Source organism: Paenibacillus sp. R14(2021), assembly GCF_019431355.1.
In the GTDB taxonomy this organism is placed as follows: domain Bacteria; phylum Bacillota; class Bacilli; order Paenibacillales; family Paenibacillaceae; genus Paenibacillus_Z.
This window is the reverse complement of the sequence record NZ_CP080269.1, coordinates 568891-592963: the sequence shown is the minus strand read 5'-3', so window position 1 is coordinate 592963 and position 24073 is coordinate 568891. Positions and strand designations below refer to the sequence as shown.

Below are 24073 nucleotides of genomic sequence, written 5' to 3'. Positions count from 1 at the left end.
TTCAGCAATGCTATGGAAAACGGAGTATGAACAAGAAATGCAACTCGTTTTCAATGAAGCGGAAGCCCGCATCGGAGCATATCCCGCGTCTCTGAATGAACTTGGCTTGAATTACTTGAAGGCTTTCAATCCGTTGAACCCAGCCGGCACCAAGAACTATATTTGCTATCTGCTCCCTTACTGGATGGAACCGATCACCCAACTTCAACCGGAGCATTACCGTAAGCTTTCACTGGCCAACGTATTTGTCATGCTTTACTTCTTCATTCAGGATGACTTAATGGACACCGCTCCGGAAGATTGGAAAAACCAGCTTGCACTCGGCAATTTGTTTCAACTATCGATGCTTGAGCTTTACCAATCCTTATTCCATCATCAATCGCCCTTCTGGAGCTATTATCGTACCTATGTAACGGAATGGTCGATTGCGGTATCCAGCGAGAATACCGGCTATTCACATCCGATTGATATGCAGCAACTCGCGCTTAAAGCGTCTCCTGTCAAATTGGCGAGTACCGGAGCGCTGCTGCTAGCAGGAAAGCTAGAACTCGAACAAGAGACTACCTGTGCAATTGATCTCACGCTTGCAACGTTGCAGCTTTCGGACGACTATTCGGATTGGGAAGAAGACTTCGCGTTAAACACCGCTAACAGCTTATTAAACATGATCGCCCTAGAACAACAATCAACTCCTGCGGTTCCTATGACAATCGTCGAAATCAAAAACGCCATTTACCTCAATGGCGCATTAAATCGGTACGCACAGCTTGCTGCCGAAAACTGCGTACTTAGTCTGAGCTTGAACGTGTCAATCCCCCATTTAAATGCCTTTCAGGCTCATCTTCGTGATCAATTAACCATCGAAGCCTCTTCAATCGACCGTAACAAAAGGCTGCATCTTGATGGTGGATTTTCTCGTTTGTTGTCTACGATAAGGTGAAATTGGTTATACCGTCCTATTTACACACATTTTGTCGTATTTTATCAAATAATAGTAGAACAATAGTCTCACTTAATGGTACACTAGGACTGGTATTATATCCCTATCGAAGAGGTGTTCATCAATGAGTCAGGAACAAGAATTAAAACAGCAAATTATTGAAAAAGCCTGGTCGGACGAATCTTTCAAAGCTAAGCTGCTAGCTGATCCAAAAGGCGCGTTAAATGAAGCTTTTGGCCTGATTTTGCCGGATGACGTAGAAATTATTGTCGTGGAAGAATCGGAATCCAAAGTAGCTTTGGTTATTCCTCAAAACCCAGGTGATGCATCCAAATCGGATGGTGTCGAAGAGGTTTGGTAAAATATCAACCCCATTACATATACAAACGCGAAGGTCACATAGGGACCTTCGCGTTTGTTTTTTCAACGCTTGCAATAGGAAAGCGAATCGTTGCTTCCGTTCCAATTCCCTTCTGACTCTTGAATTCAATCGTCCCTTGCATGGCTTCAATAATCCGAAACGTAACCATCAGCCCTAGACCCGTACCTTTTGTTTTATTAGAAAAATACGGTTCACCGAGCCGGGCAAGAATTCGCTCATCCATCCCGTTGCCGCTGTCTGCGATATGAATAACAACGTGCTCCTTCTCCTGGTAAGCCCAAACGCGAACACTTCCGTCGCCTTCCAAAGCCTCTATACTGTTCTTGATGATATTGATCAACGCTTGTTTAAGCTTGGAAGAATTCCCGATAATCATCAACGTCTTAGGCACATTGATTTCAATTCGACCGCCCTGAAGATTTGCAAGCGGTACGATAATGCCCTCAACATGTTTGATTTCTTCGGCTAAATTAAGCTCAATCACTTGCTCAAGCTGCGGTTTGGCAAAGGTAAGGAAATCCGTAATAATTGTCGATGCGCGATCGAGCTCATCAATGGCAAGCTTATAGTATTCGCCTTCTCTTGTTGAGTAAGTGTTACGCTCTCCTAACAATTGAAGCATGCCGCGCGTCACCTGCAGCGGGTTGCGAACCTCGTGGGCGACTGAAGCAGCCAGTTGACTGATAATTTCCATTTTCTCCGATCGCTGAAGTTCAAGATTATAGATCTCTAAATCTCTAGAATACGTTACGATCAGCTTATGCTGGTAAGTAAATCTGCGGCCAAGAAGAATAATAAGGGAGAGCACAAACGCAACGAGTCCCCATTTCCACCAGGACAAATTATAGGTTTGCGAGGATGCATAAAATTTCAATAACTCAGCTATGCTTACGATCGCAAAAATCGCAAGCCCTGTTGAAAGGATAATGGAATCGATATTTTTCCTTAACAATTGTTGAAGAAGAATACCTAGAATAAGTATAAATTGCACAATCATAATTAAGCCTATGAAAGTAACCGAAACGAAAAAGTATGCATGTTGGAATTTATCCGCTGACATACGGTTAACAGCTAAAAAGATAAGGCCAAAGATGGAATAATAGATTTGAAATCGTCGGAAATACGATACGATATTGCGATAGCCGCTGCCGAATACCAATTCGAAGAAAAACATCAGTGCTGGTAAGAAAATGTACAGGGAGATATCGAAAATTGCTAAATAAATATACCCATATTGACCGTAGAAGGTATACAAGAATGGGGAGTAGCCAATCAAAATTCCACCGATCGGTAAAATAATGAAGCATAACGAAATCCAACTTTTGAGCTGATTGCGGACAAGAAACACGGAGCAAACCAACATAACAAGTGCCACGAAAATAAAAGCGCTGCCGATAATAATATCGAGTATATCGTATTTCGAATACGATCGGACAAGATTCTGATAATCTCCGATCTCCATTCCGGCTCCCAAGCCTAAACGATCCGTATCACTCTGCAGCTGAAAATAAATTTCTTTACCGGAATCTTGTTCCGACAGCGGGATCAAAACGCGATTAATGTCGAACCAGTACTTACGTTCCGAGTGGAACAACACTTGTCCGCTCTTATAAACAGTTACTGTCTGCCCGTAAACTAAAGGAAAGAACAAGCCTTCATTATTATTCAGTTTAGGCAGCTTAAATTTCACCCATGCAGAAACAGTTTCATCCGGTTTTGTTATAAGGGGATGTTGCATGTGAATGGTCTGCCATTCTCCGGCACCAGCTGCTTGTTCAGGAGACGCTGTTTTTTCCGATGCGCGCTCCCAGCGAATCTGCCAAGATGTAATTTCGTTATCGCTCGCGGCATTTGACGCCCCTTGAGCGATGCTTGGTCCAACGCCGACCAAACCAATGAAAATAATCAATAGTCTAAAAACTATTTTTAGCATCATCCCTGCTGGCACCTCAAACCTTTGTAATAGAAGCAATATCATCTCTTATTTCTTAAAAATTCGACAAAATTTTCACAATGCCTGCTAGATGAATGAACAAAATTATTTACTATTATCTTAGCGCATCTGGATGATATTGTCTCTTTTCTTATGCATTTGCAAATAAAAAGCCGCAAACCTGCGGCTTTTGTAATCATTCTTCCTATTTTTAGCGGTAAAAAAAATTACTCGCCAAATTCTACATTATGATAGACCTGCTGCACATCCTCTAGGTCTTCCAGCATATCGATGAGTCTTTCGAACTGTGCTTGGGACTCTTCCGGAATTTCCACATAGTTCTGAGGAAGCATCGTCAGCTCCGCAACTGTGAACTCTGTTATTCCCGCTTGCTTGAATGCGTCCTGTACGGCTTGGAATTGATTCGGCTCCGCATATACAATTACCGCTTCGTCCTCTTCGGTAATATCGCGTACATCCACGTCGGCTTCCATCATCAGCTCGAGAACTTCATCGACGGTTTTGCCTTCCACGCCGAAGACTGCTGTTGAATTAAACATATACGATACAGAGCCGCTGACGCCCATGCTGCCTCCATTCTTCGTAAATGCGGAGCGGACCTCCGGCGCTGTACGGTTCACGTTATTCGTCAGTGCATCCACGATCACCATCGATCCGTTCGGGCCAAAGCCTTCGTAACGCAGTTCAACGTAGTTCTCGTCGGAGCTGCCCTTCGCTTTCTCGATGGCACGGTCAATAATGGCGCGTGGTACATTATACGTTTTGGCGCGCTCCAGAACGAATTTCAACGCTTGGTTGGATTCCGGGTCCGGCTCGCCTTTCTTGGCGGCTACATAGATTTCAAGACCGAATTTCGCATATATACGGCTTGTATTGGCATCCTTCGAAGCTTTCTTTTCTTTAATGTTGTTCCATTTACGACCCATTGTGTTCGATTCCCGCTTTCATATGTTTTCAAATTGATGACAAGAACATTACTTTATTTATTATGACATGTTCGAATAGCCTTGAACAAGTTCTAACCGAAAAAATACCCAAAGAAATGACAATTTCCCGCGTACTTTTGATCGAATTACAACAAATAACCGGCTCCCGCTGCATGCAGGAACCGGTTACTCGTTATTACAGCTATCTTTCCGTTATTTATGGTTTTCGCTTCTTCATGTCTTGAACAATTTCTTTGGCCGCTCGTTCTCCGCTCTCAACCGCTCCGTTCATGTACCCTTGGAATGCAATGGACGTGTGTTCTCCGGCAAAGTGACAATTCCCGCCAGCCCCCTCCCGCTCCCCTTCCACGCCGGCGAATGCCGTATACTGCCCGATTTTGCGAAAGGAATAGGATCCAAGGGAATAGGGATTGCCCAGCCAGTAATCCCTGGCCGCCTTCCCGTTCCATTTCCCGCTGAGCCCAGGTAACACGGGTTCGATCTGCTGCAGAAACTGGATGGCCCGCTCATCAGCCGTTCCTGTAACCATGCCCTCGCCGATACGCCCTCCCGTGTAATCAACCAACATGCCTGCTGTCCCCGGCTGTCCGCGTACGACATCGAATGTGTTCTGGTAACCCGTATCGGCGATCGTGTCGCCGTTCGCATGCAGCGACTGCCAGTGACGGTCGGTGAATTGCAGATGCAGCTTGCTGTTGATCCCCATGCCGAGCTCTTGAATCGCTTGGCGTTTGAGGTGTTTGAACCCGGCCTTGCTTATATCGACGGAAGAACGCAGGATGCTGAACGGCACGGTCAGCACGACCTTATCCGCGATCACATCCATGCTTGCGGAATCGCGTTGGAACGTCAGCTTATAGCTCCCGTCCAATTGTTCGGCGATGGCTGTCAGCCGCGTCCCGCGAACGATATTCGCTTCATCCAGCTTGGTGCTCAATCGATGGATCAGCTGCTCGTTGCCGCCGCGTATATGAAACCGCTCATCGGAGAGGCCAAACATGCGAAAAGCATCCTCTTCCGCCAGAAATCCGTGCAAATAAATAAAATTCAGCGCGCTCTGAACGCTGGATTCCGCGCCGTATTCAATGTTGCAGGCGATATCCAGCAGTCTGCCGAATTTCGATTGCGTGCCGCCGGGAACGTTCAAATTGATCCAATCGATAACGGACAGTTGGTCGAGCTGGAACCCATGCTGCGTGTATCGATTGTACAACGTAGGATACCCCGCTTGCTTCGTATCCCGGTTCAGCTTGTTCATAATCGATTTAAAGTCCTCCGCCGCTTCGGTGAACGTATACGCCCCGCCGTCAAAAAAATACCGCGGCTCCGTACCGGCTGCTTCTGCTGCGAGTAAATCGGTCAATCGAAGCCCCAATTCACGCGCCAATCGAATGACGGCCCGATGTCCGGTATCGATGAGCATCCCTCCGCGCTCGGCGATTTGTCCTTCATCGAATTCGCCGTACCGGGTGCTTACACGTCCGGCATGCGGCTTGTCGTCGGCTTCGTACAGCATCGCGTTAATACCGGCTTGCTTCAGTCTATAGGCGCAAGCCAATCCGGCAAGGCCGGCTCCGATGATGACGATACGCGGCGCGACAGCTGCTTGTCCATGAACCTCTGCCTTTCGGGGGTCTGGTGTTTCTGGCGGAACCAATGCGCTATCCTCTTGTTCAAGCTTCGTCTCTCTCATACGTTGGAGTATGACTTTGCGGCGATCCTGCTGTTCGTGCAGGATATGCCCGATCGGTTGTTTCTTCTCCTTGGATAAGTTTGCAACCACATATATCTCTCGAAGCAATCTGGCTAACGGTGTGCGCGGCATGCTATCATCCTTCGAAACTCGTATTTGCTTGTCTACTTGATTCTCTTAAACCAGCATATGCAAGATCCAAATGATAGGAAGTACGCGAATAACTGTTTTTCGAATTTCCACGATCCACGAGCACATAAGAAAAAGGCCGTCGTTCACCTGATGGTTCAGATGATCGGCGGCCCGCAAACGATAGAAAGAATTAGATCATGAATCCGCCGTTAATGTCGATCGACGCACCCGTGATAAATGCTGCATCCGGCGATGCCAGGTATGCGACCAGACTCGCAATTTCGGATGTTTTGCCGTAACGGCCAAGCGCCATAAGCGAGTTAAGGAACGGCGCATTTGGGCCGTCAGCGGGGTTCATATCGGTATTAATCGGACCCGGTTGAATGTTGTTTACCGTTACGCCCTGAGGCGCCAAATCCCGTGCCAGAGCGTGAGTAAGACCGGCTACAGCAGCTTTGGACATGGAATACAAGCTCATTCCCGGGAAGCCACTCGAATCCGCATTAACGCTGCCGATCGTAATAATGCGATCGCCTTCGCCCATAAGCGGACCCGCCGCCTGCACGGCTGCGAATACGGCACGTACGTTAACGGCAACCATCTGATCGAATTCTTCTGTCGTGAATTCATGATAAGGCTTCGTGAGAAGCAGACCGGCATTATTGACCAGAATATTAACGCCGCCGTATACCTTCACCGCTTCGTCTACCGCGTCCTTAACTTCATGTACATTCGCGCTGTCTGCACGAATAGCTAGCGCACGACCGCCTGCCGCTTCGATCTCTTTCACTAATTCGGCTGCCTTCTGTTCCGCGCTTGCATAGGTGAACGCTACGGCTGCACCGTCCGAAGCGAGACGCTTCACGATTTCGGCTCCAATACCGCGGGAACCTCCGGTTACGAATGCTACTTTACCCGTCAGTGAATTTGTTTGTGTTGTCATATGGTTTGCATCTCCTTAACTAAATTATCGGGAATGAGCATTCCGAAAAAGGTCAAAAAAAATTACTTTAAAAAGGTGAGTGACATCTTTACGATATGATCTAACGACGACCGGTCCATTGCGGAAGCAGAGACGGTGATCCCGTTTCTCACATTCACGAGATATTTCGACAAGGCACGTAAATTAGGGCTGCCCTTCAGCTCGCCATTCGACATAGCGCGAGTCAGCAATTGGTAGAAAGCACGTTCATTGCCCGCCATTGATGCCTGCACTCTTGCCGAAACGTCGGCATGATCGCACATTTCCAAAGATGCATTCACCATCAAACAGCTATGAGGCGTATTATGCGCAATGAATTTATCGAAGAAGCGAAGGAGCAATTCTCTCGTTGGACCCGCTTCATAAAGAACAGCGGTGAGTGATTCACTTGTGCTGTCTCCGTAACGGTCTAAGGCCGATAGATATAGGTCCTTCTTGCTGCCAAAGGTTTCATAAATGCTGCTTCGACTCAGTCCGAGTGCGTCCACCAGGTCCTGCATCGAGGTGCCTTCATAGCCTTTCGCTCTGAACACTTGGATTGCTTTCTCGATTGCATCATCGATATTAAATTCCTTTGTTCTAGCCATTGGCATCTCATCCCCTGCACACATATTACTATAGGGAACGTCAGAAAACAATACTTTAAGGAACGATCATTCCGAATTTTTTTTCCGCGAGACCGCTACCCATGCTTCCAGGGTCAATCATAGTCGTCATGAATGATTTTACGGATTCGTGGTAAGATATACCTGCTCCTGCTCATTGCATATCATCTATCGTCTACTGGAGGGTTTACGCATGCTTTTTACCGTTATTTTGGTCGTTCTGCTCATTCTTATTCTCGTCCCTCCTCTGGTTTTTTTCGGTTATATGCTCGTATTATCCAAACAGCCGAAGCACTCCATCATCCGCTCGCATCCGTTTCTCGGTTGGGTCCGCTACCTGCTGGAGAAGCTCGGTCCGGAGTTTCGCCAATATTGGTTCGATAACGACAACGACGGCAGGCCGTTCTCGCGGGCTGATTTCGTCGGATTGGTCTATGCGGCCAAATACCGGACGGACCTTATCTCCTTCGGCGGAAGGCGAGATTACGAGAAGCCTGGTTATTACTTGTCGAATGCCATGTTCCCTAAGCTTACAAGCGAGCTTCGCGTCGATAACGATATAGTACGGCCAGGCAAGAAATACGTCATTACGAATGAAGGCCTTTTCACGCGCCAGGAGAAATTCATTCAAGATCAAGTGAAGCCATGGCTGCTGCACGAGGATGACGTCATCGTGATCGGACCTGATCGCAGGGAGCCTTGGCGGCTCAAGGGCATGTTCGGCGCTTCGGCCACTTCCTTCGGCGCAGTCGGCGAACACTATATTCAATCGACAGGAAGCGGCGCCTTGATGGCGGGCGGCTCATGGATCAATACCGGAGAAGGAGGCGTTGCGGACGTTCACCTTGAGACCGGTGTCGATATCATCTCCCAGATTGGGCCGGGCTTATTCGGCTTTCGCAATCAAGACGGACGATTCTCCTTGGAAGCCTTCAGATATAAAGCAAGCCTGCCGAATATCAAGGCTTTCGAGCTCAAATTCCATCAAGGCGCCAAAATCCGCGGCGGCCATCTAGAAGGCGCCAAAGTGACAGTGCCCGTAGCGAAAGCGCGCCTCGTCGAGGTTGGGAAGACCGTCAATTCGCCAAATCGCTTCGAGTCGCTGACGAACCCCGAGGAGGCACTGCGATTCATTCGTTCCCTGCAAGACGAAGGCGGCAAGCCTGTCGGCGTGAAGCTCGTCGTCGGCGATGGCAAACGGCTTGAACCGTTCTTCCAGGCAATGCTGGATACCGGCATCTATCCGGATTTCATCACCGTCGATGGCTCGGAAGGCGGTTCCGGCGCAACCTTCAAAGCGATGGCCGACGGCATGGGGCTTCCATTGTTTGCAGGGCTGCTCATCTTGGACGACACCGCGCGTAAATTTGGCATACGGGACCGAATTAAAATTTTCGCCTCCGGTAAGCTGGTTACCCCCGACAAAGTTGCCATAGCGCTTGCGCTCGGTGCAGACTGCGTCAATTCTGCCCGTGGCTTCATGATGGCGAACGGTTGCATAATGGCGATGCAGTGCCATACGGGCAAATGCCCGACCGGCATCACGACAACGGATTCCAAGTACCAGGAAGCGCTGGTCCCGGAAGAGAAGCAGTGGCGCGTCATGAACTATATTCTTCAACTCCGGGAGGGTCTATTCTCGCTAGCTGCCGCTTGCGGCCTGGAGAGTCCGCGCGGCTTCAGGCGCGAGCACGTCGTCTTCACGAATGAAAGCGGACAGAGCACGCGAATTGTCGACTTGTTCCCTTATCCTGAGACAATGGTGTGAGTATCCCTTAAGGAGAGGAATTCGCCACTCGCGAAATAGAAGCTGTCCCTGTCATCATTCAATGATGCGCACAGGACAGCTTCTTTAATGGCAAGCTTTAATTGGATGACACCATGAGGCGATGTCAACAGCAAGCATGCCGCATCGATAACGCTCTGGACATGACATCTTAGCGATCAGCGACTGTCACGCCCCTATACGATGCGTTTAGGCTTACGTAAGTCTTGTTATCCTGTATAATACATAGGAGTGCAATCAACTATACATAGATCAGATAGCAAATCCGTACATACGGATTTGTGAGCGGAGGCAACCAACAATGGATCTTCATTTGCTCCATGTCTTTCATATTACTGCTGCCCAAGGCAGCATTTCCAAGGCTGCGCAGCACTTGGGCTACGCGCAATCCAATGTCACCAACAAGATAAAGCAGCTGGAAGCGGATTTGAACACGCAGCTCTTCTACCGTCATAACAAGGGAATATTGCTGACCCCGTCCGGCCATACGCTGCTGCCCTTCGCCGAGAAAATCCTTCATCTGACGGACGAAGCCAAGCAGGCGATTACCGGCACCACCTCCCCTCAAGGCCCGCTGCACATCGGGTCCTTGGAGACGACAGCCGCCGTTCGACTGCCGACGCTGCTGACTAATTACCATAAACGCTATCCGAATGTCGATTTGTCTATCTCCACGGGGACGAGCGATGAAGGCATAAGCTCCGTACTCCATTATGAGCTAGATGGCGCTTTCGTCGCGTCTCCCGTCGAGCATCCGGATCTTGTTCAAGAAACCTTCATCGAAGAAGAGCTCGTTCTTGTCACGGCTGTCGACCATCCGGTCATCCGCCGGATCAGTGACTTGGCAAGCCGCACCATTCTGGTCTTTCGGAACGGCTGCTCGTATCGCTCGAAGCTATCCAGCATGCTGCACGACGAAGGCGCCGCTCAGGTCAAAATCATGGAGTTCGGCACGCTCGAAGGCATCATCGGCTGCGTAGCCGCGGGCCTTGGCATCACGCTGCTGCCGCGCTCCACCGTCGACATGCCGCAATATCGCGATCAAGTTCGCATCCACGAAATTGCCGAGAAATACGCCAAGGTCAGCACGGTTTTCGTACGACGCAAGGATGCATTGGTAACCCCTGCGCTTCAAGTATTCCTCTCGGAGATGCAGGATTCTAACGAGCAATTGGAAGCCCTATAGAGAAAACACACGCAAATGAAAGAGACCGCGTCTATGATGGCGCGGTCTCTTCTCGTATGACTTATTTTACTTCTCCTTATTTCACTGCTTCTATAGCTTATTTCACTTCAACCATCCACTGCAACCGATCGGTTTCTCTGCCGTATTGAATGCCCGTTAATGACCCGTAGAGTCTCTTCGACAGCTCTCCGGTCTCACCGCCGCATATGACCAGCTTCTCGCCTAACCAGCACAGCTCACCCACCGGCGATATGACTGCTGCCGTGCCCGTGCCGAAGGCTTCTTCGAGCGTACCGTCCCTGCCCGCCTCGTAGATCTCCTCGATAGACAGAACCCGCTCGACGACCGGAATGTTCCAATGCTTCAGCATTTGGATAACGGAGTTCCGGGTTATGCCATCCAATATACTTCCGTTAAGTGCAGGCGTATAAACGGTGCCGCCGATTTTGAAGAAGACATTCATGCTGCCGACTTCCTCGATATACTTGTGCGCAGCGCCGTCAAGCCAGAGCACCTGCGTGTAGCCCTGCTCCTTCGCTGCCGTCTGCGCCCTGAGTCCTGCTGCATAGTTGCCTGCTGTCTTCGCCTCCCCGACGCCGCCGATCATCGCGCGGACGTAATGCGATTCCACGAATATTTTGACGGGATTAATGCCTTCCGGATAGTACGCGCCGACCGGCGACATGATGATGATGAACTGATAGCGCTCCGAAGGCTGCACGCCAAGCGTCGCCTGCGTTGCGATCATGAACGGCCGGATATAAAGCGAGTTGCCTGCATCCGTCGGAATCCAATCTTGGTCGGCCAGCGTAAGCGCCTTAATCGCGGCCATGGCCATATCAATCGGAATGGGCGGCATGTTCATCCGTTCATTCGATCGGTTCATTCGCGCGAAATTGGCTTCCGGCCTGAACAACAAAATGCGTCCGTCCTCGGTTCGGTAAGCCTTTAACCCTTCGAATACCGTTTGTCCGTAATGAAATACTTTCGCAGCGGGATCAAGCGCAATGGATTGGTAGGGCACGATGCGCGATCCATGCCAGCCTTCTTCTGTCGTATAATCCATCACGAACATATGGTCGGTAAAATATACGCCGAAGCCCAGCTGATCCTGCGGCGGCTTGGCTTTAGGCGATTGTGTGCGTTCGATCGCAATCGATGTTGCTGCCTGCATATGAATCCCTTCCTTATTCAAAAGTCCGAACTAGTTGCTATTGTACTACGCGCATGACTATAGTAATAATATCGGTTTTATTAATTTCGCATACCTTCAAGGTATGCTAATGGGAGCTATTATGGAGCTAAAGCAGTTAAAATATTTTCTCGCCATCGCCGAGGAGAAACAGATTACCCGCGCGGCCAAACGCCTGCATATGGAACAGCCGCCGCTAAGCCGCCAGCTTATGCTCATGGAAGAAGAACTTGGTGCCAAGCTCTTCGAACGCGGCAGAAAGCAATTGACGCTGACTGCAGCCGGTGAACTCCTGAAGTCCAAGGCGGAGTCGCTGCTGTTCCAGCTTGACGAAACCATGTTGGAGGTCAAGGAGCTTGAAGAAGGGATCCGGGGTACCTTGTCGATTGGTGCCGTCGTGTCGTGCATCTCCATCCTGCCTGAACCGATCCGTAAGCTGCGTGAAGCCTTCCCTCAGATTACGTACAAGATCAACGAGGGTGATCACTTCCTGCTCGGCGAGATGCTGGAGAAACGAACTATCGAGCTGGTCATCTCGCGGCTGCCCTTCGAGACAGGCATTTTGCCTTCCAAATTATCGATGCTCCCGCTCCCTTCCGACCCCTATGTCACCGTCTTTCCGAAGTCTTGGACTCCCTTTGCCGGCGACGACGGATTAATCACCATGAAGGAGCTGGCGGAATACCCGCTGCTGACGCTGAAGACGGACAAGACAATTCGCATGCATGAGCAGGTTGTGAACGAGTTCCGTCGACATGGACTCGAGCCGAGCATCATCTGCGAATGCTCCAGCGTCGCGGTCATTATGTCACTGGTCGCAGCCGGCATCGGCGCGACCGTGTTTCCAAAATCGATCCTCTCTTCTTTTCCGTCCGGCGATATTCGCATGCTCCCGATTCGCGACGCCAGCTTCGAGTCCGATACCGGCATCCTGTGGCTGAAGGATCATCTCTTATCGAAGCGTGCGCAGCGCTTCATTGCCTGTTTCCAGGAAGCTTCGTCAGAGCGAACGTAGGAAGACATCCATGCGCTCCAATGCGCTCTCCAGCTGCGATGGGGATGTCGCATAGCAGCAGCGGATGAAGCCCTCCCCGCCGGCCCCGAAGACATGGCCGGGAACGGTTACGACACCGGCTTCATCCAGCAAGCGCCGCGCAAATTCATCCGAAGTCAGCCCTGTGTGCGCGATCGACGGAAACGCGTAGAAAGAACCAAGCGGCTCATGGCACGGCAGCCCAATCCCGCGAAGCCCGTCAACGAAGGAGAGACGCCGCTGGTTGTAGGAATCCACCATCCGGTCTTTCTCTTCGAGGCCGTTGACCAGCGATTCAATCGCACCGATCTGGCTCAGAATCGGCGCACACATGATCGTATACTGATGGATTTTCAACATGGCTGCAATGAGCTCCGCCGGTCCGCACGCATAGCCGACACGCCAGCCTGTCATGGCGAAAGCTTTGGAGAAGCCGCTGACAACAAGCGTTCGCTCCATCATGCCTGGGAGGGACGCGATGCTTGCGTGAACCGCGCCGAAGGTCAGCTCAGCGTAAATTTCGTCCGAGATGACGATGAGTCCATGTTCGAGGACAAGCTTCGCAATCGGAACCCAGTCCTCCCGTGTCATGATTGCGCCTGTCGGATTGCTCGGGTAACTGAGGACTAGCACCTTTGAACGATGCGTCAGCTTCGCCTTGAGCGCTTCCGCCGTAAGCTTGAATTGCTGCTCCGCCGTTGTTTCGATCGGCACGGTCACGCCTCCGCATAGCTCTGCGATCGGAGAATAGGCAATAAAGCAGGGCTCCGGAATGAGAATCTCATCGCCTTCGGAAATGATCGTCCGCAAGGCCAAATCGATTGACTCGCTGCTGCCTACCGTAACAATAACCTCGTTAGCGGGATCGTATTCCAGCTGAAATCCGTCTCGCAGGTAATTCACGATCGCCTCGCGCAGCTCCGGCATGCCGGCATTCGACGTATACGTCGTGCGGCCTCTCTCAAGCGCTTGTATGCACGCGTCGCGAACATGCTTCGGCGTCACGAAATCCGGCTCGCCGACGCCAAGCGAAATGATATCCTTCTTGCCCGCCGCATAGTCGAAATACCTCCGTATACCCGACGGCTGCATCCTGCGTGCAGCCGGGGACAATAAATCCGTTAACGTTGTTCCGCTCATCCGTTGCTCCTCCTTTGTTTCATTCAAAATGCACGCAAAAAAGCCCGTCCCCATAAAGGGACGAGCTGTTATACCCGTGTTACCACCCTAGTTCCAATTCCCCGCAGGAAATCGGCACTCTTCCGCGCATGCATGCATACGCGTCCCGTTAACGCCGGGCATACGGCATCGCTTACTTGACGTTCAGCGTGCTTCTCGGAGACGGCTTCGGCCAGCGCCTGAATGTTGGTTTGCACCTGCCCCAACTCTCTGTGAATCAGACGGTTTGACGTACTCTTTCTCTTCCACGAATGTTTACGTAATGAAGTTAGTTGTCATTATAGAGCAGAGATCAAAGAAGCGTCAATAGGCAATTCACCGCAGTCATGTCCATCACCGGATTATATAAGAAAGCCGAACCCGTCCACACAGGACGGATTCGGCTGATTCAAGGACCAAGCTGCTACTGCACGACAGAGTTGAACGACATGATCCACACCGAACCTAGCACGATAACGACCACGATGAAGAGTCCGAGTATGAGTGCCATGACATTGTAGCGCGGCTTCTCGCCCTCGCGGATATGCATGAAGAACAACAGTTGAACAAGCAGCTGAATGATAGCCATCGCTATAATTGTCGCGATGACGGCCGTTTTGCCCATGTTGGTTTTAAATACGATGATGAGCGGAATGAGCGTCAGCACGATGGATAGAATAAAGCCGATAATATACGACTTCAGCGATCCGTGCGACTCATGCTCGTCATGACCGTGGCTTGCTGCATGCTGGCTCATTTACATCACCCCTATCAAATACACGATCGTGAAGAGGAAGATCCAAACCACATCGAGAAAATGCCAATACAAGCTGATGACCGTGATCTTACGACGCGTGACAGGGTTAATCCCCTTCATCTTCAACTGAATCATAAGACCGATCATCCAGATCAGACCAACGGAAACGTGAATACCGTGCGTGCTGACAAGGACATAGAATGCGGTCAAGAACGCGCTTGTCGAAATCGTCGCGCCTTCATGCACCATGTTCACGAACTCGTTGATTTCAAGACCGACGAATGCTGCGCCGAGAATGGCCGTGACGATCAACCAGCCTATCAGCTGATTGACTTTGCCCTTATTCATTGCAAGAACGGCTAAGCCGCTCGTAAAGCTGCTTGTCAAGAGAATGAACGTCTCTGCGACAAATCCAGGGATTTCAAACAATTCCTTGCCCGTCGGGCCGCCAGCCGTATGCGCCTGAAGAACGACGTACGTAGCGAACAAAGTACCGAAGAGCAGACAGTCCGTGACGAGGAATATCCAGAAGCCGAGCACTTTGAGCGATTCTTGATCATGGTGGCCATGATCATGCGAATCCGCGCCGTGCTTCGAATGTCCTTGAATAGCGTGCGCCATATTAAACCGCCCTCCCTGCTGATTTCTCAATCTCGACCACTTCTTTAACCGGTACGTAATAATCCGTATCGTACTGGAAGGAGCGGATTAACAGCGTTATGCCGACACCGGCCAAGCCTGCGAAAGCAATCCACAGCCAGCCGAACACGAAACCAAAGCCCGCAACGAACCAGCACGCCGAGAAGATGAACGGTATGCCCGAATTTTTGGGCATATGAATAGCCTCCAGCTTCGAAGCCTGGACGGGCTCCGCAGGTGCGAAATTGCGGCGTTCCTTCTCTTCCCAATACGAATCGCGTTCATCGACCTCAGGTACAATCGCGAAATTATAAAGCGGCGGCGGCGATGGAATCGACCATTCAAGCGTACGGCCATTCCAAGGATCCCCAGTCGTATCGCGCTCGCCGAATTTGACGCTGTACAGAATTTGCCAGACTTGGAACACAAAGCCGATACCCATCAGTACTGCGCCGATGGTCGATACGAGGTTGAGCGGCGCCCAGCCCATATCCCAGCCGTACGTGTAGACACGGCGCGTCATGCCCATGAAGCCAAGCGCATATTGCGGCATGAAACAAACATAGAAACCAATATTCCAGAGCCAGAACGCATACTTACCAAGACGATCGTTCAGCTTGAAGCCGAACAGCTTCGGCCACCAGTAGTAAATCCCCGCCAAATAACCGAACACGACGCCGCCGATGAGCACTTGGTGGAAGTGAGCGATCAGGAAGTAGCTGTTATGGTATTGATAGTCGGCGGGCGCTACAGCGAGCATAACCCCCGTTGCTCCACCGACGACAAAGCACGGTATGAACGCGAGCGTCCACAGCATCGGCTGCTCCATCCGAATCCGTCCTCGGAACATCGTGAAGAGCCAGTTGAATATTTTCGCCCCGGTCGGTATCCCGATCGCCATCGTCGCTAACGCGAAGAAGACGTTGACGTCTGCGCCGGAACCCATCGTGAAGAAGTGATGGACCCAAGTGAAGAAGGCTAAGATACTGATGCTAAGCAGCGAATACACCATCGATTTATAACCGAAAATCCGTTTACGCGAGAACGTCGCCACGACTTCGGAGAAGATACCGAATGCAGGCAGCACCACGATATACACCTCGGGGTGACCCCACATCCAGATCAAGTTGACGTACATCATCGGGTTTCCCCCGCCGTCAATCGTAAAGATATGGCCGCCGAAGAAACGGTCAACGAAGAGCAGTGCAAGCGTAATTGTCAAGATTGGGAAAGCAAAGATAATCATGATGCAGCTAGAGAATACAGACCAGCTGAACAATGGCATTTTCATCATTTTCATACCTGGAGCGCGCATCTTGAGAATCGTAACGATGAAGTTGATCCCCGTTGCAAGCGAACCGATCCCCGATATTTGGATCCCCCAAATATAGAAGTTCTGCCCGACGCCGGGACTATGCGACATCTCGGACAACGGCGGGTAGCTGAGCCATCCTGCATCCGGCGAACCGCCGATAACGAAGCTTAAGTTGAACAGCATCGCGCCGAATAAGAACAGCCAGAAGCTGACGGCGTTCAAATATGGATAAGCAACGTCGCGCGCCCCGATCTGCAGCGGCACGACCATATTGAAGAGTCCGAACATCATCGGCATCGCCATGAATAGTATCATGATGGTACCGTGTGTCGTGAAGACCGAGTTATAATGATCTGCATGCAAGAATTCCACATTCGGAAAAGCAAGCTGCGCCCGCATCATGAGCGCATCCACGCCGCCGCGGAACAGCATCAGCAGCGATGCGATCAGATACATCATTCCAATCTTCTTATGATCGACGGTTGTCAGCCACTCTCTCCAAAGCCAGCCCCACTTCTTAAAATAGAAGAGGACGAAGACAATCGCAATCGAAGTCAGCGCGATCGATACATCAGCGCCATAGATGAGCGGATCGCCTGTCACAAAGAAAGAGGAGGCGAAAGATTTTATACTGGCAAACATAGCTGTGTTCCTCCCTCATCAATCCTGATGATTGTGATTCATTTCACTAGAATTCATATCGTTCATATCCGTCATATCCATGTCGCCCATGTCATGGTCGGTTTTGCCGCCGTCTTTGTCGGCATCCTTGTCATCACCCATGATCATATGATGGTTGCCATTCTTGATAACAACGGAATCGAACAGGTCCGGCGGGTATGAAGAAAAGGTTTGTTCTTCAGATCTGCCTGGTTTCGCAAGCTCATCATAGCCGGCTTTCGTCAGCTCATTCGACGTGCCTTGAACGCCCTTAACCCATTTGTTGAAATCTTCTTGCGACTCGGAAATGACGTTAAAGCGCATATGAGCAAATTCTTTACCCGAGAAGTTGGCTCCCGTACCGTAAAACTCGCCGGTATGGTCGGCCTGCAGCCACAGCGACATGGCCATGCCCGGCATCGTATATTCCTGACCGCCTAGCTGCGGAATCCAGAAGGAGTTCATCGGCGCATCGCTCGTTAGCTCGAAATGCACTTGCACCCCGGCAGGGATATGGACGTAATTGACTGTCGCAATATTTTGGTCTGGATATTGGAAGAGCCATTTCCAATCGAGCGAAGTGACTTGAATTTCAATCGGCTTCACATCCGTAACCGGCGGTTTCGCCAGCGCATACGTATCACGGGCCGTGTAGAAGCCCAAAATGGCAATAATGACAATCGGTATGCCCCACCAGAGGATTTCAAGCACTTTGCTGTCATCCCAGTGCGGTTTATAAGGCGCTTTATTGTCCGGCTTGTCGCGATATCGCCATACAATGAAAGCCGTAATCGCTAAGACTGGGATAACGACAATGGCGCAAAGCACCACCGATAAAATAATTAGTCGGTACTGCGTTTCGGCGACTGGACCTTGCGGGTTGAAGACAACGTATTTGCTGTCGCATCCTGACAGCAGCACCATGGTCAACAACCCGGTTATCAGCAGCATCAAGCCGCGGATTTTGGATGTTCTCTTCATCTGCTTCTCATCTCCTAGCACGTGCAGAATCACTTATTTTGTTTCTTTTGACGCTAGCATAGCAGATGAACGCCGGATTGAAACCGCAGTTAACAATTCCGTCAATGTTCTGTTTCTTTTCCGACACTTTTCGTTCAACAGTCGTTCAATATTGAGACCGCTTTCGTAATAATCGCCTTTTAAAACGTTTTCTTTTCCTGATCCTCACAGTCTTTTGGGCTTATTTCCCATGGCATTTTCCGGTCATGCAAGTTGTCATTATTTGCAATCTTGACAACGCAAAAAAAGAGACAGCGGCTGCTGTCTCTTTTTTTGAAAGCGCTAACCTTTTACGGCTGAATTTGATCCAACGATTGGACGGCAGGCAGGCTGCTCTCCTTCACGACCTTCGGCTGAAGCGCATGGAACAAGCTTCCGAGCAGCAGCACTTGCGTACCGCCGATGATGAACCCGAAACCGACCATTAAGCCGAGATTGGTATCTTTAAATTCATAAGCAAAGCAGCAGCTCATAATGAATCCGATCAGCATCAGTGCCAAACCGATCTTAGGCATAAGCGAAGTCCAATACGAAGGTTTCTTCGATTCTATAGGGGTAATCAATTCCGCGCCTGCTGTCTCATGACGTTTGTTCATTGCGCAACACTCCCGTTGACGGATTATGGCTATAGTATATCACAAATTCGCCACGAAGTGTTCACTATTTATACATATATTTTGAAAAAATTAACGCCTTCTTATTTCATAGATTACCTCTTCAGCAGGTGTTTCCATGTCAATATTTCTGACACATTGTACGGCTCTTTATAACTGAAAATGCTCTTGAAACTCCAGCAAGCCTGCCCGTTTCAGTTCATCCATATGAATTTCCGATAGCTCCTCAAGGATCCCCATCCCGCTCTCTGTTAGGCGGATAAAGATACTTCTGCGGTCATTAGGGTTCGGGAACCGCTGCACCAATTCAAGCTCCTCGCACCGATGAATCAGCTCCACGCAGGCGTGCGGCGTTATTTGCAACCTTTCCGCCAGCTCCTTGGGCGTTGCATACTCGCGATTCGGAAAGCCCATGATGGACAGCATCAGTTGATGATACTGAGGCGTAATTCCTTTGCTGCGGGCGGCCTCTTCACTAAAGCGAATAAACTTGCGGATCCGATAGCGAAAATAAGCGAGCTGTTCATACACATTCTTAGGCAATTTATTCTTATTCATAGCGAAGCTCCTCATCTGCGTTGTTTCATTAAATAGTAGCCTAAAGCTGCAGGCACCTAGTAGCATTATCGGCCTCTTGAGGTGCTAATGTAATATTAATTAACATCATACCTCAAAATCCGTTGACAAGGAAGATGATGTTATATAATATAACATTAATCAAATAGTTCGTAATACGATCTTTCTCGGAACGACCCCATTATACGTGCGATGCACGTTGGCAAGGTGATCAGCATGACGACAACGAAAGTGAAGAGTGTATGCCCGTATTGCGGCGTTGGCTGCGGCATTATTATGGAAGTTTCCAATAATCGCGTCGTCAAAGTCACTGGCGATAAATCCCATCCGACGAATTTCGGCAGATTATGCACGAAGGGCAGTACCTGCGGGACGGCGATCGCAGCACCCGGACGCCTCGACTACGCCTATAAACGGCAGAGCCGCAACGACGAACCGACACGTCTCGGCTTGGATCAAGCCATAACCGAAACGGCTGCCAAGCTGCGTTCCATTCTCGATAAGTATGGACCTGATGCGCTTTCCTTCTATGTATCCGGCCAAATGTCGCTTGAAGCGCAGTATCTCATCAATAAGCTAGCTAAAGGCTTCGTTCGCACGAATAATATCGAATCGAACTCGCGACTTTGCATGGCAAGCGCCGGCAGCGGCTATAAGCTCTCCTTAGGCTCAGACGGTCCGCCCGGCTCTTATCAGGATATGGATCATACCGATTTGTTCTTTGTGATCGGCGCTAATATGGCGGACTGCCACCCCATTCTCTACCTTCGGATGATGGATCGGGTGAAAGCTGGCGCGAGGCTCATCGTCGTCGACCCGCGCCGAAGCGCGACAGCGGATAAAGCATCGCTCTTCCTCCAGATCAAGCCCGGCTCCGACCTGGCTTTACTGAACGGCTTGCTCCATCTGCTCGTGAAGAACGGCCGAACCGATCCGGCCTTCATCGCCGAATTCACGACCGGTTGGGAAGCGATGCCGGCGTTCTTGGAGGATTACCCGCCAGACCGCGTCTCGCAGCTCACCGGTATTCCGGAAGCCGACATTCGTCAAGCCGCACAATGGATCGGCGAAGCGCCCAATTGGATCAGCTGCTGGACGATGGGGCTGAACCAGAGCACGCATGGCACTTGGCATACCAATGCCATCTGCAATCTTCACCTGGCTACCGGTGCGATATGCCGCCTTGGCAGCGGTCCATTCTCCTTGACCGGTCAGCCCAATGCAATGGGCGGACGCGAAATGGGCTACATGGGTCCTGGACTTCCAGGCCAGCGGTCCGTGCTGGTTGACGCGGAACGGCAGTTCATCGAGGACATGTGGCAGGTGCCTCGCGGAACGCTTCGCACTGAGGTCGGTACAGGAACCGTCTCGATGTTTCAAAGTATGCAGGCCGGCGACATCAAGGCGTGTTGGATCATTTGTACGAACCCGGTCGCTTCCGTACCCAATCGCAAGAACGTAATCGCTGGTCTTCAAGCCGCGGAGCTCGTCATTACGCAGGATGCATTTCTCGATACCGAGACGAACGCATACGCGGACTATATGCTGCCCGGCGCACTGTGGTCGGAAGCCGAAGGCGTGATGATCAATTCCGAACGCAATCTCACCTTGATGCAGCAAGCCGTCGAGCCGCCTGGCGAGGTAATGGCGGACTGGATGTTGATCGCGAAGGTCGCCTGCGAAATGGGATTTGCCGATGCGTTCACTTATGCTTCATCCAGCGAAGTGTTCGCCGAGATCCAGCAAGCCTGGAACCCAAAGACGGGTTATGATATCCGCGGTGCTTCCTACGAACGGCTTCGCGAAGCCTCGATGCAGTGGCCGATTGCCGAAGAGAGCGGCATGATCCGCAATCCCATTCGTTATTTAAACGACGGCGTCAGCCAGAAGCTGGTGAAGCTTCCGGACGGAAGCCAGCCGCGAATCGCATTTCCGACGGACAGCGGCAAAGCCGTTTTTTGGGCCCGCCCGTTCATGCCTCCGGCCGAAATGCCCGATGATACCTTTCCCTTCATTCTAAACACCGGCCGCGTGCAGCATCAGTGGCATACGATGACGAAGACGGGCAAGATTCCGACCTTGAACAAGTTGAATCCTGGCCCCTTCATCGAGATTCATCCCGAGGATGCGGCTCAGCTCGGCATTCGTGAGCAGGATCGCATTGCAATTGCATCCCGCCGGGGAAGCGCTGTTCTGCCGGCAGTAGTGACGGATCGCGTAATGCCCGGCAACTGCTTCGCTCCAATTCATTGGAATGATAGGTTCGGCAGTATGCTCGCCATCAACGATGTGACGAACGATGCCGTCGATCCCATCTCCATGCAGCCTGAAATGAAAGTATGCGCCGTCTCTCTTGTCCGCGCTGCTAACCTAAACTCCGAATTCACCGACTCCCCTGAACCAAGAGCCGAGGATGACGGCGCAGCGGGCGGAGGAAGCCCAATCTACAAGGAGGAAATGTATATGGCCAAAGTGGATACGCTCGCGAGTATGCTAGGCATTGAATCTTCGTCTACGCTTACGCTCGACAGTCACGAGAAAATGTACGTCGCAGGCTTCATCACCAGCCTGAGGACCGACGAATCCATGACGTCGCCGGGAATTCCCGTGCTGCCTCCGTCCGCGCCGCTCGAGCGCTCCAAACGAATATGGCTGGACGGCATTCTAGCCGGTATGTTCTCGCGTACATTCCTTCCCGACGATGCGGAAACCGGTTCTTCTTCACCGGCCTCCTCTTCCAGCATCGTAACGCTGGACCCGCCGCCTCCTGCAACTAGCTCTGAAAGTCCGGCATCCGTCGCACAGGAGGAGAAGCAGGCAGCATCGGCAGGCAATGCACGCGTAACGATCCTGTGGGCGTCGCAAACGGGAACATCCGAACAAGCGGCGCTGGATAGCGCGGCGAAGCTGCAATCCTCCGGGCTTAACGTGCGTGTTAGCAGCATGGACGCTTATACGTGGTCCGATTTGGCTTCAGAGCGCATGGTCTTGTTTATTACCAGCACATTCGGCGCAGGCGACCCGCCGGATAACGGAACAAGCTTCTGGGCATCGCTGCAGAGCGATCACGCTCCCAAGCTGCAAGAGCTGCGTTATGCGGTGCTCGCGTTCGGCGATTCCAGCTATGATCAATTTTGCGGATATGGCCGCAGCCTGGACGCAAGGCTTGAGCATCTAGGTGCACAGCGCCTTATGAACCGAATGGATCTGGATACCGACTACGAGTCGTTTGTCAGCGGCTGGCAGCAATCCGTTATGCAAACCATACAACAGGTCAACGCAGAGGCGCTGCGCCTAGAGAGCAAACAAACCTATGATCGCAATCAACCGCTCTTGGCGAAGATCGCCTCCGTTCAAAGCTTAAACAAAGAAGGCTCCGAGAAGGATACCCGCCATTATGTATTTGATTTGAAGAATACCGGTCTTCACTATGAAGCCGGCGACGCACTTGGCGTATGGCCGACGAATGACCCGGCACTCGTCAGCGAGCTGCTTGAAGCAATACAGCAGGATCCTTCATCCGTCGTCGAAGTGAAAGGCCGCGAGATGACGCTGGGTACGGCGCTGCAGAAGCATTACGACATCACGCGGATCACCCCCAGCATGCTCCAGTTCGTCCATGAACACTCAAGAAGCGAGGTGCTCGGCGGCTTATTGCAGGAAGAGAACAAAGCAAAACTCAGCAAATGGCTGTGGGGACGGCAGCTGATCGACTTGCTGCAGGAGTTCCCGATCCACGCAGCGCCTGAGGCTTTCTTACACGCATTGAAGCCAATGCAGCCAAGGCTATACTCCATCTCGTCAAGCGCCTTGCACAATCCGGACGAGGTGCATATTACCGTATCAACGGTCCGTTATAACTTCAACGGCAAGATCAGAAAAGGCGTCTGCTCCGTCTTCCTTGCCGAACGAACAGATGAAAGATCCGAAGTGCCGATCTTTGTACAGAAGGCGCCTCATTTCCGTCCCCCGGCGGATCCCTCGACGCCGATGATCATGGTCGGCGCCGGGACCGGCGTAGGTCCTTTCCGCGGCTTCATTCAGGAGCGCCATGCAGCAGGCGCCACAGGAAAGAATTGGCTCTTCTTCGGCGAGCAGCGTGCGGAATATGATTATTACTTCCAAGAAGAGCTTAAAGAGATGCAGCAGAATGGCCAGCTGCACCGATTAACGACCGCTTTCTCCCGCGATCAGAAGGAGAAGATCTATGTCCAGCATCGCATGCAAGAGCACGGTGCGGAGCTGTGGTCCTGGATTAAGGAAGGCGCCCACTTCTACATTTGCGGCGATGCCAGCCGAATGGCGAAGGAAGTGGATACGGCGCTGAAGAAGGCGATCCAGCAGCACAGCGGAATGAGCGCAGCCGAGACGGACGCTTACGTGAAAGAAATGTCCCGTACCAAGCGGTACGCGCGGGACGTTTACTAGCCGCTTCGCAGTCGGCCTGCCGCAAGGCAAACAACAAGAAGACCAGGCTTCGCCTACAGCGAAAGCTTGGTCTT

19 protein-coding genes and 1 other annotated feature are annotated in these 24073 nt (G+C 51.1%); of the genes, 6 read left to right on the top strand and 13 right to left on the bottom strand.

Annotated elements, in window-relative coordinates:
* Nucleotides 1–7 precede the first annotated feature (7 nt).
* Both KXU80_RS03050 and KXU80_RS03045 read left to right on the top strand, forming a co-directional pair.
* Nucleotides 8–940, top strand: coding sequence for a hypothetical protein (locus tag KXU80_RS03050; RefSeq protein WP_219836827.1), 933 nt, complete (start codon nucleotides 8–10; stop codon nucleotides 938–940).
* Nucleotides 941–1064: 124 nt separating this feature from the next.
* A complete protein-coding gene (locus KXU80_RS03045; RefSeq protein WP_219836826.1) occupies nucleotides 1065–1301 on the top strand; it encodes an NHLP leader peptide family RiPP precursor in 237 nt (78 codons plus the stop codon).
* 34 nt (nucleotides 1302–1335) lie between these two features.
* On the opposite strand, the gene KXU80_RS03040 is transcribed toward KXU80_RS03045, so the two are convergent.
* The 5 genes from KXU80_RS03040 to KXU80_RS03020 all read right to left on the bottom strand — a co-directional run bounded on the left by KXU80_RS03040 (nucleotide 1336) and on the right by KXU80_RS03020 (nucleotide 7617).
* On the bottom strand, nucleotides 1336–3258 hold the full coding sequence (locus KXU80_RS03040; protein WP_219836825.1) for a sensor histidine kinase: 1923 nt from the start codon (nucleotides 3256–3258) through the stop codon (nucleotides 1336–1338).
* Between the two features lie 224 nt (nucleotides 3259–3482).
* Nucleotides 3483–4202, bottom strand: coding sequence for a YebC/PmpR family DNA-binding transcriptional regulator (locus KXU80_RS03035; protein ID WP_219836824.1), 720 nt, complete (start codon nucleotides 4200–4202; stop codon nucleotides 3483–3485).
* A gap of 217 nt (nucleotides 4203–4419) precedes the next feature.
* A complete protein-coding gene (locus KXU80_RS03030; protein WP_219836823.1) occupies nucleotides 4420–6048 on the bottom strand; it encodes a flavin monoamine oxidase family protein in 1629 nt (542 codons plus the stop codon).
* A 190-nt stretch (nucleotides 6049–6238) separates the two neighbouring features.
* On the bottom strand, nucleotides 6239–6991 hold the full coding sequence (locus KXU80_RS03025; protein ID WP_219836822.1) for a 3-oxoacyl-ACP reductase family protein: 753 nt from the start codon (nucleotides 6989–6991) through the stop codon (nucleotides 6239–6241).
* Between the two features lie 62 nt (nucleotides 6992–7053).
* The gene (locus tag KXU80_RS03020) at nucleotides 7054–7617 is read right to left on the bottom strand and encodes a TetR/AcrR family transcriptional regulator (protein WP_219836821.1); all 564 of its coding nucleotides are present in this window, start codon (nucleotides 7615–7617) and stop codon (nucleotides 7054–7056) included.
* Between the two features lie 211 nt (nucleotides 7618–7828).
* On the opposite strand from KXU80_RS03020, the gene KXU80_RS03015 reads away from it, so the two are divergent.
* Both KXU80_RS03015 and KXU80_RS03010 read left to right on the top strand, forming a co-directional pair.
* A complete protein-coding gene (locus tag KXU80_RS03015) occupies nucleotides 7829–9403 on the top strand; it encodes an FMN-binding glutamate synthase family protein (RefSeq protein WP_219836820.1) in 1575 nt (524 codons plus the stop codon).
* A 319-nt stretch (nucleotides 9404–9722) separates the two neighbouring features.
* Complete coding sequence (locus KXU80_RS03010) at nucleotides 9723–10607, top strand: LysR family transcriptional regulator (RefSeq protein WP_219836819.1); 885 nt, start codon at nucleotides 9723–9725, stop codon at nucleotides 10605–10607.
* 97 nt (nucleotides 10608–10704) lie between these two features.
* On the opposite strand, the gene KXU80_RS03005 is transcribed toward KXU80_RS03010, so the two are convergent.
* Nucleotides 10705–11781, bottom strand: a complete 1077-nt coding sequence (locus tag KXU80_RS03005) for a branched-chain amino acid aminotransferase (protein ID WP_219836818.1) — start codon at nucleotides 11779–11781, stop codon at nucleotides 10705–10707.
* A 121-nt stretch (nucleotides 11782–11902) separates the two neighbouring features.
* Here KXU80_RS03005 and KXU80_RS03000 point away from each other — a divergent pair, with 121 nt between their 5' ends.
* Nucleotides 11903–12814, top strand: coding sequence for a LysR family transcriptional regulator (locus KXU80_RS03000; protein ID WP_219836817.1), 912 nt, complete (start codon nucleotides 11903–11905; stop codon nucleotides 12812–12814).
* Here the strand turns inward: KXU80_RS03000 and KXU80_RS02995 are convergent.
* The 7 genes from KXU80_RS02995 to KXU80_RS02965 form a co-directional block, all read right to left on the bottom strand.
* Complete coding sequence (locus tag KXU80_RS02995; protein WP_219836816.1) at nucleotides 12800–13972, bottom strand: aminotransferase class I/II-fold pyridoxal phosphate-dependent enzyme; 1173 nt, start codon at nucleotides 13970–13972, stop codon at nucleotides 12800–12802. The genes KXU80_RS03000 and KXU80_RS02995 overlap by 15 nt on opposite strands.
* Before the next feature lie 53 nt (nucleotides 13973–14025).
* Nucleotides 14026–14268: a binding site (T-box leader), on the bottom strand.
* Between the two features lie 146 nt (nucleotides 14269–14414).
* Nucleotides 14415–14747, bottom strand: a complete 333-nt coding sequence (cyoD, locus tag KXU80_RS02990) for a cytochrome o ubiquinol oxidase subunit IV (RefSeq protein ID WP_219836815.1) — start codon at nucleotides 14745–14747, stop codon at nucleotides 14415–14417.
* Nucleotides 14748–15368: a cytochrome o ubiquinol oxidase subunit III gene (gene cyoC / locus KXU80_RS02985; RefSeq protein ID WP_219836814.1), complete on the bottom strand. Its 621-nt coding sequence runs from the start codon at nucleotides 15366–15368 to the stop codon at nucleotides 14748–14750.
* Nucleotide 15369: 1 nt separating this feature from the next.
* Nucleotides 15370–17343 carry a cbb3-type cytochrome c oxidase subunit I gene (locus tag KXU80_RS02980; RefSeq protein WP_219836813.1) on the bottom strand — a complete coding sequence of 658 codons (1974 nt, stop codon included), beginning with the start codon at nucleotides 17341–17343 and terminating at the stop codon, nucleotides 15370–15372.
* Nucleotides 17344–17361: 18 nt separating this feature from the next.
* Nucleotides 17362–18342 carry a ubiquinol oxidase subunit II gene (locus KXU80_RS02975; RefSeq protein WP_219836812.1) on the bottom strand — a complete coding sequence of 327 codons (981 nt, stop codon included), beginning with the start codon at nucleotides 18340–18342 and terminating at the stop codon, nucleotides 17362–17364.
* Between the two features lie 329 nt (nucleotides 18343–18671).
* Complete coding sequence (locus tag KXU80_RS02970; RefSeq protein WP_219836810.1) at nucleotides 18672–18977, bottom strand: hypothetical protein; 306 nt, start codon at nucleotides 18975–18977, stop codon at nucleotides 18672–18674.
* A gap of 168 nt (nucleotides 18978–19145) precedes the next feature.
* The gene (locus tag KXU80_RS02965; protein ID WP_219836808.1) at nucleotides 19146–19553 is read right to left on the bottom strand and encodes a MarR family winged helix-turn-helix transcriptional regulator; all 408 of its coding nucleotides are present in this window, start codon (nucleotides 19551–19553) and stop codon (nucleotides 19146–19148) included.
* Between the two features lie 234 nt (nucleotides 19554–19787).
* Here KXU80_RS02965 and KXU80_RS02960 point away from each other — a divergent pair, with 234 nt between their 5' ends.
* On the top strand, nucleotides 19788–23999 hold the full coding sequence (locus KXU80_RS02960) for a sulfite reductase subunit alpha (protein WP_219836807.1): 4212 nt from the start codon (nucleotides 19788–19790) through the stop codon (nucleotides 23997–23999).
* The last annotated feature ends 74 nt before the right edge of the window (nucleotides 24000–24073 follow it).

Excerpts from the sequence above, each read along its gene's own strand:
- cyoD (WP_219836815.1), bottom strand. The coding sequence starts at position 14,747 with ATGAGCCAGCATGCAGCAAGCCACGGTCATGACGAGCATGAGTCGCAC.
- cyoC (WP_219836814.1), bottom strand. The coding sequence starts at position 15,368 with ATGGCGCACGCTATTCAAGGACATTCGAAGCACGGCGCGGATTCGCAT.
- KXU80_RS03000 (WP_219836817.1), top strand. The coding sequence starts at position 11,903 with ATGGAGCTAAAGCAGTTAAAATATTTTCTCGCCATCGCCGAGGAGAAA.
- KXU80_RS03045 (WP_219836826.1), top strand. The coding sequence starts at position 1,065 with ATGAGTCAGGAACAAGAATTAAAACAGCAAATTATTGAAAAAGCCTGG.
- KXU80_RS02995 (WP_219836816.1), bottom strand. The coding sequence starts at position 13,972 with ATGAGCGGAACAACGTTAACGGATTTATTGTCCCCGGCTGCACGCAGG.
- KXU80_RS02960 (WP_219836807.1), top strand. The coding sequence starts at position 19,788 with ATGACGACAACGAAAGTGAAGAGTGTATGCCCGTATTGCGGCGTTGGC.
- KXU80_RS02980 (WP_219836813.1), bottom strand. The coding sequence starts at position 17,343 with ATGTTTGCCAGTATAAAATCTTTCGCCTCCTCTTTCTTTGTGACAGGC.
- KXU80_RS03050 (WP_219836827.1), top strand. The coding sequence starts at position 8 with ATGCTATGGAAAACGGAGTATGAACAAGAAATGCAACTCGTTTTCAAT.
- KXU80_RS03015 (WP_219836820.1), top strand. The coding sequence starts at position 7,829 with ATGCTTTTTACCGTTATTTTGGTCGTTCTGCTCATTCTTATTCTCGTC.
- KXU80_RS02970 (WP_219836810.1), bottom strand. The coding sequence starts at position 18,977 with ATGAACAAACGTCATGAGACAGCAGGCGCGGAATTGATTACCCCTATA.
- KXU80_RS02965 (WP_219836808.1), bottom strand. The coding sequence starts at position 19,553 with ATGAATAAGAATAAATTGCCTAAGAATGTGTATGAACAGCTCGCTTAT.
- KXU80_RS03025 (WP_219836822.1), bottom strand. The coding sequence starts at position 6,991 with ATGACAACACAAACAAATTCACTGACGGGTAAAGTAGCATTCGTAACC.
- KXU80_RS03035 (WP_219836824.1), bottom strand. The coding sequence starts at position 4,202 with ATGGGTCGTAAATGGAACAACATTAAAGAAAAGAAAGCTTCGAAGGAT.
- KXU80_RS02975 (WP_219836812.1), bottom strand. The coding sequence starts at position 18,342 with ATGAAGAGAACATCCAAAATCCGCGGCTTGATGCTGCTGATAACCGGG.
- KXU80_RS03010 (WP_219836819.1), top strand. The coding sequence starts at position 9,723 with ATGGATCTTCATTTGCTCCATGTCTTTCATATTACTGCTGCCCAAGGC.
- KXU80_RS03005 (WP_219836818.1), bottom strand. The coding sequence starts at position 11,781 with ATGCAGGCAGCAACATCGATTGCGATCGAACGCACACAATCGCCTAAA.
- KXU80_RS03020 (WP_219836821.1), bottom strand. The coding sequence starts at position 7,617 with ATGGCTAGAACAAAGGAATTTAATATCGATGATGCAATCGAGAAAGCA.
- KXU80_RS03030 (WP_219836823.1), bottom strand. The coding sequence starts at position 6,048 with ATGCCGCGCACACCGTTAGCCAGATTGCTTCGAGAGATATATGTGGTT.
- KXU80_RS03040 (WP_219836825.1), bottom strand. The coding sequence starts at position 3,258 with ATGATGCTAAAAATAGTTTTTAGACTATTGATTATTTTCATTGGTTTG.